The 16,398-nt window shown below is 74.1% G+C and carries 8 protein-coding genes and 2 tRNA genes; 8 read left to right on the top strand and 2 right to left on the bottom strand.

Annotation, left to right across the window (positions count from 1 at the left end):
- Positions 1-59: 59 nt before the first annotated feature.
- Both OG559_RS02780 and OG559_RS02775 read left to right on the top strand, forming a co-directional pair.
- Positions 60-2,405, top strand: a complete 2,346-nt coding sequence (locus tag OG559_RS02780; protein WP_405112011.1) for a hypothetical protein — start codon at positions 60-62, stop codon at positions 2,403-2,405.
- 362 nt (positions 2,406-2,767) lie between these two features.
- Positions 2,768-4,765, top strand: coding sequence for a tachylectin-related carbohydrate-binding protein (locus OG559_RS02775; protein ID WP_405112008.1), 1,998 nt, complete (start codon positions 2,768-2,770; stop codon positions 4,763-4,765).
- Between the two features lie 47 nt (positions 4,766-4,812).
- Here the strand turns inward: OG559_RS02775 and OG559_RS02770 are convergent, their stop codons facing one another.
- Positions 4,813-7,707, bottom strand: coding sequence for a BTAD domain-containing putative transcriptional regulator (locus OG559_RS02770; protein WP_405112005.1), 2,895 nt, complete (start codon positions 7,705-7,707; stop codon positions 4,813-4,815).
- Positions 7,708-8,009: 302 nt separating this feature from the next.
- Here OG559_RS02770 and OG559_RS02765 point away from each other — a divergent pair, with 302 nt between their 5' ends.
- On the top strand, positions 8,010-11,384 hold the full coding sequence (locus tag OG559_RS02765; protein ID WP_405116328.1) for a BTAD domain-containing putative transcriptional regulator: 3,375 nt from the start codon (positions 8,010-8,012) through the stop codon (positions 11,382-11,384).
- Positions 11,385-11,587: 203 nt separating this feature from the next.
- Positions 11,588-12,607: a ParB/RepB/Spo0J family partition protein gene (locus OG559_RS02760; protein WP_405112002.1), complete on the top strand. Its 1,020-nt coding sequence runs from the start codon at positions 11,588-11,590 to the stop codon at positions 12,605-12,607.
- 51 nt (positions 12,608-12,658) lie between these two features.
- Here the strand turns inward: OG559_RS02760 and OG559_RS02755 are convergent, their stop codons facing one another.
- On the bottom strand, positions 12,659-12,898 hold the full coding sequence (locus OG559_RS02755) for a DUF6458 family protein (protein ID WP_161692301.1): 240 nt from the start codon (positions 12,896-12,898) through the stop codon (positions 12,659-12,661).
- 202 nt (positions 12,899-13,100) lie between these two features.
- On the opposite strand from OG559_RS02755, the gene OG559_RS02750 reads away from it, so the two are divergent.
- The 4 genes from OG559_RS02750 to OG559_RS02735 all read left to right on the top strand — a co-directional run bounded on the left by OG559_RS02750 (position 13,101) and on the right by OG559_RS02735 (position 16,359).
- Positions 13,101-13,173 (top strand) — tRNA-Gly (locus tag OG559_RS02750).
- A 62-nt stretch (positions 13,174-13,235) separates the two neighbouring features.
- Positions 13,236-13,310 (top strand) — tRNA-Val (locus OG559_RS02745).
- Positions 13,311-13,426: 116 nt separating this feature from the next.
- Positions 13,427-15,262: a DNA helicase RecQ gene (recQ, locus tag OG559_RS02740; protein ID WP_405112000.1), complete on the top strand. Its 1,836-nt coding sequence runs from the start codon at positions 13,427-13,429 to the stop codon at positions 15,260-15,262.
- A gap of 98 nt (positions 15,263-15,360) precedes the next feature.
- Positions 15,361-16,359 carry an NAD-dependent epimerase/dehydratase family protein gene (locus OG559_RS02735; protein WP_405111997.1) on the top strand — a complete coding sequence of 333 codons (999 nt, stop codon included), beginning with the start codon at positions 15,361-15,363 and terminating at the stop codon, positions 16,357-16,359.
- The last annotated feature ends 39 nt before the right edge of the window (positions 16,360-16,398 follow it).

Here is a 16,398-nt window from a genome sequence, read left to right as displayed (position 1 = left end):
TCGCCCTTCAACCGACAAGGAGTCAAATGTCCATAAAGTGCAGCCCCAGATCGCTCGGGGTGCGACTGTTGGCGGTGCTGGGGCTGCTGCTGGCGGCGTCCGCCGTGGCGGTCGTCCGGCCGGCGCCGGTGTCCGCGGACGCGGCCGGGCTGGGCGGCAACTACGTTCCGCTGCCCAGCAACGCCGCGCTGCTCGACACCCGTTACGGCATCGGTGGGCACACCGACGTCGTCGGGAGCGGCGGCGTGGTGACGTTCCCGGTCCTGGGTGTCGAGGGCATTCCCGCCTCCGGGGTCAGCGCGGTCCTGGTCCGGCTGCTGGCTCCGGGCGGCACCGGCAACACCTACCTGCAGGCATATCCCGACGGCACCACCCCGAACGGGATCTCGATGGTCAACATCGCCCCGGGGGAGCAGATCTCCAACACCGCGGTCGTCCGTCCGGGCAGCAACGGCCGGATCGCCGTGCGCAACTTCGCCGGTAACACGCACGTCATCGCCACCGCGCAGGGCTACTTCCGCTCCACCGTCGGCGGTGGCGGTGGCGGGTTCGTCCCCGTCGCGCAGGACAAGTTGGTCGACACCCGGGACGGCACGGGAACGGCCCTGGCGAAGATCCCCGCGCAGGGCACCCGCACGGTGACGCTGACCGGCGCCGTGATCCCGAGCACCGCGACCGCCGTGCTGGCCGACGTCATCGCGGTCAACGTGACCGTGTCCGGCTGGCTCGGTGTGACGCCGGCCGGCGGCGCGCCGGGACACTCGGCGCTCAACTTCGAGGCGACCGGAAACCACTCGCACGTCGTCTCGCTGCCGCTCTCCGCAGCCGGTCAGGTCACCTTCACCAACAGGAGCGGCGGCGCCGTCGACCTGATCGTCGCGCCGTACGGCTACATCACCAGCAGCGCCGGCGAGGGGGCCGGCTTCCGTTACCTTCCGGCGACCCGGCTCTACGACAGCGAAACCGCGATCGCGGCCGGCGGCGTGGTCGACGTGCAGGTGGCCGGCAGGCTCGGGCTGCCGACCCGGGGGGTGGCCGGCGTGGTGCTCAGTGTGATCGCCTCCGGCCCGACCGCCGCCGGCGGCGTCAAGGTGTGGCCGACCGGCGGCGCCGAGCCCAACGTCAGCCAGGTGCACGCACGCACCTCCCGCGACACGGCCGCCCTGGTGATCGTCCGACCCGGCAGCAACGGCCACGTCCGGCTCAAGAACAACACGGGCGGAACCGTCCGCCTCGTCGCGGACATCCAGGGGTTCTTCACCGATCCGATTCCGTCGGCGCCGGTGGAGTCGTACGCGGCGTCGGTGGGTGCGCAGGCCGGCCCGGCGGCGGGCGCGTCGTTGGGGATGGTGGAGTACGCGTACACGGACAACATCGGCCGGGTGCTGATCGGCCACCAGACCGATGTGGACAACTTCGGCTCCGTGCAGTGGACCGTGGTGTCGGGTAGCGAGGCGTTCTCGGGTCGACCGTCGCTGGGTGTGTCGGGCGACGGCCGGGTGCAGGTGGCGGCCCGTTACTCGGACTCGGACGTGTGGGCGCGCACGCAGACCGCGGTGGGTTCGGCGACGTGGGCCCCCTGGGCTGACTTCGGCGGTTCGATGGCCGCGGCCCCGGCGCTGGCGCTGCTGCCGTCCGGGACGATGGCGGTCTTCGCCGTGGACGTCGACGGCAAGCTGTGGGTCTACCAGCAGACCGGCACCGTTCCGGGCTGGCAGGCTCTGATCGACCGGGACTTCGTCGGCACCCCGGTCGTCGCGCAGACCCGCACCGGTGTGCGGTTGTTCCTTCGTACCGTGTCCGGCACGGTGGAGACGGCCGAGTACGTCGACGGCACCCTGTCCGGGTGGACGAACCTGGGTGGGACCGGCACCGGCGTGCCGGCGGTGGTGGTGTACCCGGGGTACCGGATGCGGGTGTTCGTGCGGTCCCTGAACGGGACGATCGGGACGAAGTACCAGGACGCGGCGGGGACGTTCCCGGCGGCCTGGACGTCGCTGGGGTCGTACGTGTCGGCGGGTGCGCCGGCGGCGGTGCTGGATCCCGTGCTGGGTCGTACGGCGGTGGTGACGCGTAGCCCGTCGGGCGAGGTGATGCTGTCGTGGGAGACGACGCAGGGTTCGGGGGCGTTCGGCGGTTGGTCGGCGGCGATTCCGGATCTGTTCGAGTCGACGGCGACGGATCCGACGATCGTGCCGGTGAACAACAGTGCGGGACAGACCTGGCTGATCCTGTTCCGCAACGCGAACAACGCGAGCCGGGTCTACGAGCGGCAGCCGGTGGCGGGCCTGGCCGCGGCGACCGGTCGGGACCGGGCGACCTCGGTGGGGATCGCGGGTCTCGGCGGCGCGTCGGTCGCGCGTGGCGTCTTCGCCGCGCGCACCCTTCCGGCCCCGCCGGCGTAGCGCACACACCGGGTGGGCGCGGCGTCGTCGCGCCCACCCGGTCGGCGTGGGCCGGAGTACGGGCCCGAGTACGGGATGTGCGGCGTCGTCGATGTCCCACCGGTACTGGTTAGCGTCACCCCGACGCCGTGACACGGCGGCACGGGAGGGGCGCACATGCGATTCACCGCGGGTTCCGGAGTTCCACGTTCGTCGGTCGGCTGCGGCATCGGTGACAGGAAGTGGGATCTGCTCGCCGTCAGCGAGGCCAGCACCGCCAACTCCTCATATTGAACAGCCGACCGTCCATCGGGTCGTCGCCGGCACCGTCCACGTGTGACGGGCGACGACCCGGCATCGCCGGCATGATCGAAAGGATTGCCATGAATCCGTCACGATGGCGTGCCGGGCTGGCCGCCGCGCAGGTCGCGGCGCTGGCCGCGACCCTGCTGGCGATGGCCCAGCCGGCACCCGCGCGGGCCGCCGACACCGTGAGCTGCGTCGCCCAGACGTCGGTCTTCGGCGCGGACGCCGGCGGCACGATGTGGCGCTACCCCCTCAACGCGCCCGGCAGCGCGAACTCCGCCTGGTCGGCCCCCATCTCCGGTGGTACGGGCTGGCAGACCTTCGGCCGGGTCATCGGCGGCCCGGGTGGCCGGGTCTACGGCATCAACGCCAGTGGCCTGTACCGCTACCGCTGGACCAGCAGCGGCTGGGAGATGACCAACGGCGTCGGCGGTCAGCGGATCAGCACGAGCTTCACCCAATATGCCACCGCCGGGTTCCGGGACAAGATCACCGTCGACGAGCGGGGCGACTTCTACCTCGTCGACGGCGAGGGAAGGCTGCGCGTCCACCGGTACGACGAGGCTGCGGGCAAGTGGCTCTTCTCGAACCGGCTGCTCGACACCGGCTGGGGTCGTTTCGACCTTATCGTCGCCGCCGGACCGGGTGTGCTGTACGCCCGGGACGCCACCGACGGCCGCCTCTTCCGCTACCGCTACGAGCCGGACAGCCAGCGTTGGCTCGAGTACCAGGAGTCCCTCGGCACCGGCTGGGACGCCTTCACCAGGGGCATCTTCTCGGCCGGCGGCGACACCCTGTTCGGCATCGACAACGGCGGGACCCTGAAGCAGTACCGCTTCCGCGAGGACAACCGCACCTGGGCGATCACGCAGCGGATCGTCGGCAGCGGCTGGAACATCTTCAGCAACGTGGCCGCCGTCACCGACGCCTGCAGGCTCACCGCGTCGCACGTGCCGGCCCGGCCGCCGGTGCAGGTGGTCCAGCACGCGCCCGCGGCCGTGACGCAGGCCGCCTCCAACAGCATCGAGCTGGCCCACTCCGACAACATCGGCCGGCTGTTGCACGGGCGGATGAACCCGGACAACTTCAGCTCGTTGCAGCTCACCGCGGTCTCCGGTAGCGAGGGGTTCAGCGGGGTGCCGGCGCTGTCCGAGACCACGCAGAACCTGGTGCGGATCACGGCTCGCAACATCAACAGCAACGTCTGGACCCGCACCCAGTCCGTCGCCGGCAGCCCCGGCTGGGGCGGCTGGACCGACCTGGGTGGCCGGATGGCCTCCGGTCCCGCCGTGGTACGACTGTCCGACGAGCGTGAGGTGGTGTTCGCGGTGGACGCGGGCGGCGCCCTGTGGGCCCGCTGGCAGGACCCGGCGCACCCGGACCTGCTGGCCTGGCGCAAGCTCGGCGGCACCGGCCTGACCGGCACCCCGCTGGCGGTGCCGCTGGACGACGAGAGCGCTCTGGTCGTCGTCGCGGACAGCACCGGCACGCTGCGGGCGGCCCGGTACGCGGGCGGAACGCTGCAGCCGTGGACCAGCCTCGGCGGCAGCGGCTTCACCGGCACCCCGGCCGTGGTGGTGCTGCCCGGCTACCGGATGCGGATCTTCGCCCGGAACGGCGCGGGCCGGATCATGGCCACGGAACGCCGCGTCGACGGCACCTTCACCGGGGTGTGGACGCCGGTCGGCGGCTCCGGCACCGTAGCGGCGGGTGCGCCGAGCGCGGTGCTGAGCCCGGCCACCGGCCGGATCGGGGTCTTCGTGCGCGGCTCCGACGGCTACATCCACTACGCCGCCGAGACGGCGCAGGGCAGCGGCGCCTGGGGCGACTGGATCCCGGCCCAGGACGCGTTCGAGACCTACGCCGCCGATCCGACGGCATTCAGCTTCATCAACGCCAACGGTCCGAACCTGGCCTACCTGACCCGGACCGCCGGCGGCACGCTGCGGCTGTACACCGTCCAGGAGCCGCTCGCCCGGGTGGGCGGGGCCGATCGGGCCCGTGGGGCCACCGGTTCCGCCCCGCGTCCGGTCTTCCTCCGGCACGTACTTCCCGATCCGCCTGCCCCCCGCTGATCGACGGCCGGAGAGGGGGCATGGGCCCCCTCTCCGGCGCGCGGCGGTCATCGACCGAAGAAGCTCTCGTACATCGGCGAGCGGTAACCCGGCAGCCGTCGCGGGTCCGCCGCTGACCCGGTGTCCGGCCGGTGTCCGGCCGGCGATTCCCCCTCGGCCGTGGTGGCCGCCACCATCGCGCGGGCGGCGACGGTGCGCAGATAGCGGTCGCCGATCCGGCTGGCGAGGTCGCGGGCCGAGACGGCGTCGTCGAGCGCCCGCCGAGGCCGCCCACCGGCCAGCCGCGTGGCGCACCGGGCCAGCGCGGCCTCGCACTGGGTGGGCAGGTCGCCGGTGGCGGCGGTGCGGGCGATGGCCTCGGTCAGCGTCCGCTCGGCTGCGGCATGGTCGCCGGCCCGGCACTCGAGCTGGCCCAACATGGCCAGGGCGGCGCCCTCCAGGCCGGTGGCACCGATGCGGCGGGCGATGCGCAGCGCCTGGCGCGCGCCGGTGAGCGCCTGCTCCGGCTGCCCGGCATCGAACTGCGCGTCGGCCATGTTGCTCAGGCTGCCGCCGACGTGAAGCGGTGTCCCGTGCTGCTGCCGCAGCGTCAGGGCCTGTTCGTGGCGGCGCAGCGACCGGACCGGATCGCCGGTGAGGTAGTGCAGGTTGCCCAGCGCGTCGAGGCAGGCCGACAGGAGCAGGTGATCCTGGAGACCCTCGGCCACCTTCGCGCCGGCGAGCAGATCCGCCTCGGCGCCGGCCGGGTCGCCGTCGGCCTGACGCAGCTTCGCCCGGTAGTAGAGGGTCACCCCGTACTCGGTGTGCAGCCCGAGCGTGGCGGTCAGGGCCAGGCCACGATCGATCAACGCGAGCGCCTCGACGGGGTAGCCGCTGCGCCAGAACAGCGCGTAGCTCAGCCAGGCCAGGCGCACCGCCAGGCGGGCCGGCTCGCCGCCGGTCTCGCTGGCCCGGGCCACCGCCGCCGCGATGTTGAGATGCTCGGTGTCCAACCAGCCGCTGACCTGTACCAGAGTCTCCGGCCAGGTCTGCCACGGCCCGACGGGGTCGGGCAGCGGGTCGGTGGGCGTCCAACCGGCGTTGGCCAGGGCGGTGGCGCGTTCGGCCGCCACGATGTAGGTCTCGACCAGCCGCCGCAGCGCGGCGGCGCGATCGGCCCCGCTCTCGTGTGCCCGCGCCTGTTCGTACGCGAGGAGACGCAGCAGGTCGTGCATCTCGTACCGGCCGGGCTGCCGGGGCTCCAACAGCCGTTGGTCGGCGAGGGTCTCCACCACCGCGTGCGCCTCCTCGGGCCCCCGGCCGAGCAGGGCCGCGACCGCGCCGACGCTGATCACGGCCAGCGGCACGGCGCCGATGAGCCGGAACGCGCGGGCGCACAGCCGCTCGTGCGCGTCGCCCTCGGACAGCGCCTCGTACGCCAGGCGCAGGGTGCGCCGGACGCCGAGGTCGTCGTAGGACAACTCGTCGAGGCGTCGGGCGGGGTCGGCGAGCCGGTCGGCGAACGCCGCCAGCGGCCAGCCGGGCCGGCTCGCCAACCGGGCCGCGGCGACCCGCAGCGCCAGCGGCAGGTTGCCGCACAGCAGGGCCAGGCGGTGCGCGGAGGCGGGGTCGGCGGCGATCCGTTCGCCCGCACCGGCTCGGCCCAGCAGGTCGACCGCGTCGGGGACGGGCAGCACGTCGACCGGCAGGTGCCGCCCGCGGGGCAGGGTGGCCAGGTGGCGGCGGCTGGTGATGATGGCGGCACTGGGCGGGCCCGCCGGCAGCAGCGCCGCGACCTGGGCCGCGGTGTGCGCGTTGTCGAGGATCACCAGGATCCGCCGGCCGGCGACGTACCGGCGGTAGGCGGCGGTCGCCTCGGCCTCGTCGACGGGCGCCGCGCCGCTGGGTACGCCGAGCGCGCGCAGCAGGCGGCCGAGGGCGTCGATCGGGGGCGCGGCGGGTTCCGCGCCGCGCAGGTCCAGGTAGAGCACGCCATCGGGGAAGTGCTCGGCGCTCAGGTGGGCCAGGTGCACCGCGAGCGCGGACTTGCCGACCCCGCCCGGACCGTGCAGCGCGATGACAGCCCCGGTGCCGGCCTCCAGCTCCGCCCGGCCGGCCGCGATCTCGGTCGTGCGCCCGACGAAGGGCTCCACCGCCGGCGGCAGGTCGTGGACGGTCGAGCTGGTCGCCCGGGGTGGGCTCACCACCGGGCCGCTCGGGTCGCGGTGGTGCAGGATGTCCTCGTGCAGCCGCCGCAACCGCGGCCCCGGGTCCAGCCCGGTCTGCTCGGCCAGCGTCCGCCGGGCAGCGCGGAACGCGTCCAGGGCGCCGTTGATGTCACCCAGGCGATACAGGCCCAGCATCAGCTGCTCCCAGGCGCGCTGGCGCTGGGGGTGACGATCGAGCAGGGCGCGCAGCCGCCGTACCGTCTCGCCCGGGGTGCCGAGCTGCAACGTCGCCTCCGCCAGGTCCTCCTCGGCCAGCAGGTACCGCTCGGTCAGCGCGGCGACCCGACCCGCCGTCAGCGGCGACAGCGGCACGTCGGCCAGCGGGTCACCGCGCCACATGTCGACCGCCACGGTCAGCTCGGCCTGTGCCATCGCGGCGTCTCCGACGGCCAGGCAGGCCCGTCCCCGGGAGGCGGCGGCGTCGAACCGATCCACGTCGCGCTCCTGCTGGCGCACCCGCAGCAGGTAACCGCCCGCGTCGGCGACGATCCGCGGTGGCGTGTCGGGGGCGTCCAGGAGGCGGCGTAGGCCGAGCACGTAGGTGCGTAGGTTGGCCAGGGCGGAGGCCGGCGGAGCGTCGCCCCACAGCGCCGCGGTCAGCTGCGCCGCCCCGACGACCTCGTTGGGCATCAGCAGCAGGGTGGCCAGCAGTTGTCGCTGTTTTCCGGAGCCGAGCGGCACCGCCCGGTCGGCGGCACTCTCGACGGTCAACGGGCCGAGCAGGTTGAACCGCATGTGACACGATCACCTTTCGCGCCTGTGGCCGTTGCGCAGCGGTCTCGGCGGCGGTGCACGGCGCACCGTCCGCCGCTGGACAACGGTACCGCCATTTCGCTGCCCAGGGGTTGCTGCCAGTGCTACCCGGTCGACGGTCCGGCATGCCAGCGGTGCACCATCGGCGGGAGCGGCGGCCCGTCGTACCACCGGAGGTGCCGTAGCGGCCGGGTATGGGGACAGCCAGATTGAAGTACCGTCTGCACTGTGTTCGATGAAACGCTCCATCCGGCCTGGCACAGACGCTGATTCGGGTGTCCGAGATGGCCGGTCAGGCAGTCGGTGACGCGCCCGAGCCCGTTTCGGCGCAGCTGCGCCGACTGCGCGAGCAACTCGGCCTCACCCAGCGGGACCTGGCGATTTCCGCCAACGTCAGCATCGCGGCGATCCGTGACCTGGAGCAGGGGCGTACCCGGGTGCCCCGCACCGCCACCCTGCACGCGCTCGCCCACCACCTCGGCGCGGCGGGGGCGGACACCACCGCCCTGTTGAGCCAGGTGGTGCCGGCGGCGCGGTCGCGGCGGGCGCAGCCCCCACCACCGGCCGGTGCCGGGCCCCTGACCGTGGCGGTGCTCGGCCCGCTGCTCCTTCGGCACGGCAACACCGAGCTGCGGCTCGGTTCGGCGAAACACCGCTGCCTGCTGGCCCGGCTGGCACTGGCCGGGGGCGAGGTGGTGGGGCGCGAGGAGCTGATGGGCCTGCTCTGGGGTGAGGATCGCCCGCCGTCCGCGCTGAACCTGCTGCACAGCTACGTCGGCCGGCTGCGCCGCCTGTGGGGGCCGGAGGGGACAGGCGTTCTGGTTGCCGCTGGCAGCGGATATCGGCTGGCGCTCGACGCCGACCATCTCGACCTGCTGCGCTTCCGTGAGCTGGTCGCGGCTGGTCACACCGGCGACGACCCCGCACGGGCGCTGGGGCAGCTGCTCGCGGCGGCCCGGTTGTGGCGCGGCGAGACCGACGTGGAGCAGCTGCGCGGCACCCCGCTGGTCGCCGCCCTGTTCGAGCAGTACGCGACGCTGCTGTGCCAGGCCGCCGCGCTCGGCCGCCAACTGGGCGAGCAGGAGCAGGTGTTGCCGCTGCTGCGAGAGCTGGCGGAGCGGCTCGAGCTGCACGAGCCGCTGCACGCCGAACTGATCATGACGGCGGTGGCGTCCGGACGGCAGGCCGAGGCGTTGGCCGCGTACGACCGGGTCCGCCGGGCACTGATCGAACAGCTCGGCGTCGATCCGGGGCCGCAGCTCCGCTACGCCTACGAGGCGGTGCTTCGGCAGCAGTGGCCGGCGGCCGTCGCCCCGTCGCCCCGGACTGCCTCGATCCGGCAGGTGCCGGCGGGGCCGTCCGACTTCGTCGGCCGCGACCGGGAGCTGGATCGGATCGGCGTGGAGCTGGCCCGTTCCGCCCCGACGTCGATGCGGGTGGTGCTGATCAGCGGCTCGGCCGGGGTCGGCAAGACAGCTCTGGCACTGACCCTGGCGCATCGGCTGCGCAACGAGTATCCGGACGGTCAGCTGTACGCCGACCTGGGCAGTGGTCCCAGCGGGCGGGCGACCCCGATGGGGGTGCTGGGACGCTTCCTGCGCGCGCTCGGGGTGCCGGCCGGCCGGATAGGGCCGGACGAGGAGGAGGCGTCGGCGCTGCTGCGCAGCGCCCTGGCCGACCGCCGGATGCTGCTGGTGTTGGACAACGCCCGCGATGCGGCGCAGGTGCGGGCGCTCCTGCCGGGCCCGGGCGGTAGCGACGCGCTGGTGACCAGCCGGCGCAGGCTGCCCGACCTGTCGCCCTGGTTGATCGTCGCCCTGGCGACCCTGTCCACCCCGGACGCCGTCCGGCTGATGGACCTGACCGTGGGCGCGGGCCGGGTGTCGGCCGATCCGGAGTCCGCCCGCGAGCTGGCGGTCGCCTGCGGGCAGTTGCCGCTGGCGCTGCGCATCGCCGCCGGAAGGCTGGCCAGCCGACCGGCCTGGACCACGTCGGAGCTGGCCCACCGGCTGCGCGACGAGAACCACCGGCTGACCCAGCTGAGCGCGGGCGACACCAGCGTGCTGGCCAGCTTCCAGCTCAGCTACCAGGACCTGAGCGAGCCGGTCCGCCGGGCGTTCCGGCTGTGTGCGCTGCATCCCGGGGACGACTTCGGCGTCGAAGCCACCGCGGAGCTGCTCGGCGTGGGTCAGGTGGAGGCTGACCTGGTGCTGGGCGAGCTGCTGGACGCCAACATGCTGCTGCAGTACACCGTCGAGCGATTCCGCTTCCACGACCTGCTCGGGCTGTACGCGGCGCGGCTGGTGGGCGAGGAGGATCCGGCCGACACCGACGCCGCCCGGAACCGGCTGCACTCCTGGTCGCTGCGGACGGCCACGGAGGCGGTCGAACTGCTCAACCCGGGCATGGTGCGGCTGGTCACCAGCTCCGGCGGTGGGCCCTTCGCCGACCAGGAGGCGGCGCTGCGCTGGTTGGATGCGGAGGCCGGGGCGCTGTTGGCGCTGGTCGAGCGGGCGGTGGACAGCGCCCGGCCGCAGCTGAGCTGGCTGCTGGCCGACCAGCTACGCGGGTACTTCCTGATCCGCCGGCATGTCGACCGCTGGCTGCGTACCGCCGAAGCCGGGCTGCGGGCCGCCACCGCGGCGGCCGACGGGGCCGGCCGGGCCGCGATGCTGCTCAGCCGCGGGCAGGCGATGTGGGCGCTGGGCCGGCACGCGCAGGCACTGGCCGACTACCGGGCCGGCGAGCGGCTGTCCCGGGGATCGGACTGGCCGGCGGCGGCCCCGTACCTGTGGCACAACATCGGCGTGGTGCGGGCCGAGCAGGGCCGCTTGGACGAGGCGGAACGGGGGTACCGGGAGGCGCTGCGGCTGTGCGGCGACCGCGCCGAGCTGGCGGCGGTGCGGGGGCTGGCGCTCAACGGGCTCGGTGCCATGTATGCCGATCAGGGCCAGCTGGCGGCGGCGGCGGAGTGCCTGCGCGATGCCCTGCGGATCAACGCGGCAGCCGGTCGGACGGCGTCGGTGCTGTCCACCCGAGGCAACCTGGGCATGGTGTTGCGCCAGCTCGGTCAGGAACGCGCGGCCGAGAAGCACCTGACGGCCGCGCTGGCCGGCTACCGGCACCGGTCCAACATGCACGGAGAGCTGTCCACCCTGGACGAGCTGAGCCAGCTCTACGCGCAGCATGGTGACGCGGCCCGGGCACTGAGCGCCGCCCAGCAGGGGTACGACCTCGCGGTGATCGTCCGGGACCAGCGGGCGCAGGCTGCGTTGTTGTGCACGATGGGGGAGGCGCGTCGGGCCGGCGGCGACCCCGCCGGGGCGCTGCGCTTCCTGCGGCAGGCGCTCGACATGGCACGTCAGAACGGCTATCCCTACTTCGCCGCGCGCGCACAGGTGGGGCTGGCCGTCGTGCACCTGGGCCTGGGAGCGCACGGGCTCGCCCGGGGCTGCGCGGCGGAGGCCCGTGAGCTGGCGACGGCGCACGACTTCCGGATGGTCGAGGCGGATGCGCTGGCGGCGCTCGCCCGCTGCCTGACCGCCACCGACGCCGACGAGGCGCCGGCGACGGTCGCGGCGGCCGTCGCCGCGTACCGCGCGGTCGGCGCGCAGGTGCTGGCCGATCGCCTCCGGGATCTGCTGACGGCAGGCCGCTGACCGTCGTGCCCGGCCCGCCGGAGCGGCGGAACGTCCTCTCGGCGGCGCAGCCGAGGGCGGCACCGGCCGGGTCTGTGAGGGGCCTGTACTGACTCTGTACGGAGCCTGTATCCACCTGCGCCGATGTCGCGATAGCTTCTGCCTGCCCACCTCAGCCTGGGCGGTTGTTCGGGGTAGCTGTCGTCCGATGGGGAGCAGAAGCGATGGATCCTGCACCGGTGGCTACGGCCGACGCCGTGGCGCAGCACGCCGTGCTGGCGCAGAGGCGGATCGAGGACGTGCTCGAGCGTGTCCGCAGCGAGGTCGAATGGGTGGACGTCACCCTGCTGCGGGAAGGGCTGTCTCCCCGGCTCGGAGGGATCGACGGCCTGTACGTCCGGCACCTGGCCGGGCTGACGGAGGAACTGCCGCCGCTGGTGGTGCACCGGGACACGATGCGTGTGATGGACGGGTCGCACCGGCTGGCCGCGGCGCGCGGCCGAGGTCAGCGGCAGGTGCCCGTGGTGTACTTCGAGGGAACCGGCGACGAGGCCTTCGTCGTCGCGGTGCGACTCAATGCGGCCCACGGCAAGACGCTGCGCGCGGGGGACCGCGCGGCGGCGGTGCGGCGCATCCTCGGCACGTATCCCCACTGTTCAGACCGCTGGATCGCCTCGGTGTGCGGGGTCGCGCCGCGCACGGTCGCCGCGTTGCGGCAGGAGTCGGCCGACGGCCGCCAGCGGCTCGACACCCGGATCGGCCGCGACGGCCGGCGTCACCCGCTCTCCGCCCAGGAGGGTCGCCTCGCGGCCGAGCAGATCATGCGCGAGGAGCCGGGGGCGAGCCTGCGGGTGGTGGCCCGCCGCGCCGGCGTGTCCGTCGGCACCGCGCTGGACGTGCAGCGGCACCTGCTGGCCGCGAGCCCCGAGGGGGTCCGGCGCACCGACGGCGCGGCGCGGCAGTGGGCCGCGGCGGACGCCGGGCAGCCCGCCGTGCTCAGGATTCGCGAGCAGTTGGAATGGTTGACCCGGGAGCCGGCACTGCGCTACACGGATCAGGGCCGGGCGCTGCTGCGAATGGTGTCAGCCACGCTGGCCTTCCTCGACGGCTCCGGCCCGACGGCGGACGCGCTGCCGGAGCACTGCCGGCGCTCGCTGGACGCGGTGGCGCGCGCCTGCGCCGGCGGCTGGCTCGACTTCGCCGATCAGCTCGGCGACGAGGAGGCCCCGCCGCGGGCGGCCTGAACGCCGCAACCGCGCCGCGATGATCCGTCGGAGGGCGGGCCCCGTCGCTACCTACAGCGGCGGGGTGACGTCCCGGCGCTCCTCGACCCGGCGGTACTCCACCGGCTCGGTGGTGGTGACCACCTCGCGGCGACGGCCCCAGACCAGCGTGGTCATGACGAGGCCGAGCACGCCGGCGGCCATCAGGATCCAGCCGACGACGTCCAGGTTGACGCCGCCGAGGTTGGCGTCGAGCGCGAACGTGAGGATCGCGCCGACCGCGATCAGGAAGATGCTTGTGCCGATACCCACGACAGCCTCCTTCGGGGATGCAGTGTGCTGTCGATGGAAGGAAGTACCCCGTGGGCGAACCGCGTAATCGGCCGACCCGGGAGGCCCTCGTAGTTCTCCCCCGGCGGTACCTCCCGGTGGCGGTCGGACGCCGGTGGGCCGGTGCCGCCGGCGATCTTGTCGTCGGGTACAGTTCACCCGTCACCGAGAGCATCGGCGACACGCGGACGTAGCGCAGCTGGTAGCGCATCACCTTGCCAAGGTGAGGGTCGCGGGTTCGAATCCCGTCGTCCGCTCGCGATCCGCCCCGTCGGGGCCGACCGCCGCCGGCCCCGACATGTTCGGGCCGGGTGCCCGCGGGCGATTGGCGCAGTGGGAGCGCGCTTCCTTGACACGGAAGAGGTCACTGGTTCAAACCCAGTATCGCCCACCAGAACGCACGGTCCTTCCTCCTCTCTCGGCCTCCGTCGTGAGGGCGGCCACACCCAGTTCGGCGGGCGGGTCGGCGTGGGGCGGGACGGTGTCGGGCAGTCCTCGTAGACTCGCCCGATGACTTCCCCCAGCGACACGCTCACCGAGACTCCGTTGGGCGTGCTCCGCCGGGTCTTCGGCTACGACGCCTTCCGCGGCGAGCAGCAGGAGATCATCGACCACGTGGTCGGCGGCGGCGACGCCCTGGTCCTGATGCCGACGGGCGGCGGCAAGTCGCTGTGCTACCAGATCCCCGCGCTGGTGCGCGACGGCGTCGCGGTGGTCGTCTCCCCGCTGATCGCCCTCATGCAGGACCAGGTCGACGCGCTCACCGCCGTCGGGGTGCGGGCCGGTTTCCTCAACTCCACCCTCGATTTCGACGCCCGGCGGCGGGTCGAGGCGGCGTTCCTCGCCGGGGAACTGGACCTGCTCTACCTCGCCCCGGAGGCGCTGGGCAGCCGCGCCACCGTCGGGCTGCTGGAGCGCGGCCGGATCGGGCTGTTCGCCATCGACGAGGCGCACTGCGTGGCGCAGTGGGGCCACGACTTCCGCCCCGACTACCTTGCGCTGTCGATGCTGCACGAGCGCTGGCCCGCCGTGCCCCGGATCGCGCTGACCGCCACGGCCACCGCCGCGACCGCCACCGAGATCGCCACCCGGCTCGGCCTCACCGGGGCCCGGCACTTCGTGGCCAGCTTCGACCGGCCCAACATCCAGTACCGGATCGCGCCCAAGCGCGAGCCCCGCAAGCAACTGCTCGACCTGATCCGCACCGAACACCCCGGCGACGCCGGCATCGTCTACTGCCTGTCCCGGGCCTCGGTCGACAAGACGGCCGAGCTCCTGGTCGCCAACGGCGTCTCCGCGCTGCCGTACCACGCGGGCCTGGACGCGGCCACCCGCGCCGCGAACCAGAAGCGGTTCCTGCGCGAGGACGGCCTCGTCATGGTCGCCACCATCGCCTTCGGGATGGGCATCGACAAGCCGGACGTGCGGTTCGTCGCCCACCTCGACCTGCCCCGCTCGGTGGAGGGCTACTACCAGGAGACCGGCCGCGCCGGCCGGGACGGCCTGCCGTCGACCGCCTGGCTGGCGTACGGGCTCCAGGACGTCGTGCAGCAGCGCAAGATGATCGAATCCTCGGAGGGCGACCTCGCCCACCGGCGGGTGCTCGCCGCCCACCTCGACGCGATGCTGGCCCTCTGCGAGACCGTGGAGTGCCGCCGGGTGCGGCTGCTGAGCTACTTCGGCCAGGACAGCGGGCCGTGCGGCAACTGCGACACCTGCCTGGAGCCGCCCGAGTCCTGGGACGGCACGGTCGCCGCGCAGAAGCTGCTGTCGACGGTGCTGCGGCTGCACCGGGAACGCAACCAGAAGTTCGGCGCGGGGCAGTGCATCGACATCCTGCTCGGCCGGCGCACCGAGAAGGTGACCCAGCACCGCCACGACGCGCTGACCGTGTTCGGCATCGGCGAGGAGTTGAGCGAGGCCGAGTGGCGGGGTGTGGTCCGGCAACTTCTCGCCCAGGGCCTGCTCGCCGTCGAGGGCGACTACGGCACCCTGGTCCTCACCGACACCAGCGCCGAGGTGCTGGGCCGGCGTCGGCCGGTGCCGATGCGCCGCGAGGCGGCCCGGCCGGCGCGGACCCGGTCGGCGAGGACCCGCCCTGGCGCGACTGCGGCGGTCGAGCTGTCCCCGGCGGCCGAGCCGGTGTTCGAGCGGCTGCGCGCCTGGCGGGCGGCCACCGCCAAGGAGCAGGGGGTGCCCGCGTACGTGGTGTTCCACGACGCGACGCTGCGTCAGATCGCCGTCGACCCGCCGTCGACGCTCGACGACCTGGCCCGCGTCAACGGGGTGGGGGAGGCCAAGCTCGCCCGGTACGGCGAGCAGATCCTCGTCGCCCTCGCCGGCTGACCTCCGCGAGCGGGCCGGTCGGGCGGTTCTGCCGTCGGCAGATCCGCTGCCGGTGAACACCGTTGTCGCCCCGGCCCGGGGGCCGGCACTGTGGGCGGATGAGACTTCTGGTGCTGGGCGGCACGGGCTTCGTGGGCGGGGCGACGGTCGGCGAGGCGGTGCGCCGCAGCTGGTCGGTGACGGTGTTCAACCGGGGGCTGCGCGGCGCGCCCCCGGCGGGCGTACACCTGTTGCGGGGTGACCGGACGGCGCCCGGCGGCCTGGCCGCGCTGGCCGGCGGCGAGTGGGACCTGGTGGTCGACACCTGGGCCGGCGCGCCGCGTGCGGTGCGGGACGCGGCCCGGGCGCTGCACGGCTCGGCGGGCTGGTACGGCTACGTATCCAGCGGCTCCGTCTACGCGCTGCCGTTCCCGCTCGGCGCGGCCGAGGACGCGCCCGTCGTGGCCGCCGAGCCGGACGCCACCGAAGGCGGGTACCCGGAGCTGAAGGCCGGCGGGGAGCGGGCCGCCGTGGAGGTGTTCGGCGACCGGGCGCTGCTGGCCCGGGCCGGGTTGATCCTCGGGCCGGGCGAGGACATCGGGCGGCTGCCCTGGTGGCTGACCCGGATCGCCCGGGGCGGCGACGTGCTCGCCCCCGGCCCCACGGACCTGCCGGTGCAGTACGTCGACGTCCGCGACCTGGCGATCTGGCTGCTGGACCGGGGCGCGGCGGGGTCCGGCGGGGCGTACAACGTGGTGTCGCGGACCGGGCACGCGACGATGGGTGAGCTGCTCGACGCCTGCGTCGCGGCCACCGGGTCGGCGGCCCGGCTGCGCTGGACCGCGCCGGAGACAGTCCTCGCCGCCGGCGTGGAGCCCTGGAACGACCTGCCGATCTGGATCCCCGCCGGGCACGAGTACCGCTGGCTGCACGAGCGGGACGTCGAGCGGGCGTACGCGACGGGGCTGGCCTGCCGGCCGGCGGCCGAGACCGTCGCCGACACCTGGGCCTGGCTGCGCGAGGTGGGGACGGTGCCGCCGAGCGCCGGCCGCCCGCCCCGGCAGGCCGTGGGCCTGGATCCGCAGCGGGAGGCCGCCCTGCTCGCCGCCGCCAGCTGACCCCGCCGCCAGCTGACCCCGCCGCCAGCTGACCCCGCC

This window comes from Micromonospora sp. NBC_01405, from assembly GCF_045040155.1.
GTDB lineage: Bacteria > Actinomycetota > Actinomycetes > Mycobacteriales > Micromonosporaceae > Micromonospora.
This window is presented reverse-complemented; position numbering and strand designations above follow the sequence as displayed.

Excerpts from the sequence above, each read along its gene's own strand:
- recQ (WP_405112000.1), top strand. The coding sequence starts at position 13,427 with ATGACTTCCCCCAGCGACACGCTCACCGAGACTCCGTTGGGCGTGCTC.
- OG559_RS02775 (WP_405112008.1), top strand. The coding sequence starts at position 2,768 with ATGAATCCGTCACGATGGCGTGCCGGGCTGGCCGCCGCGCAGGTCGCG.
- OG559_RS02770 (WP_405112005.1), bottom strand. The coding sequence starts at position 7,707 with ATGCGGTTCAACCTGCTCGGCCCGTTGACCGTCGAGAGTGCCGCCGAC.
- OG559_RS02735 (WP_405111997.1), top strand. The coding sequence starts at position 15,361 with ATGAGACTTCTGGTGCTGGGCGGCACGGGCTTCGTGGGCGGGGCGACG.
- OG559_RS02760 (WP_405112002.1), top strand. The coding sequence starts at position 11,588 with ATGGATCCTGCACCGGTGGCTACGGCCGACGCCGTGGCGCAGCACGCC.
- OG559_RS02765 (WP_405116328.1), top strand. The coding sequence starts at position 8,010 with ATGGCCGGTCAGGCAGTCGGTGACGCGCCCGAGCCCGTTTCGGCGCAG.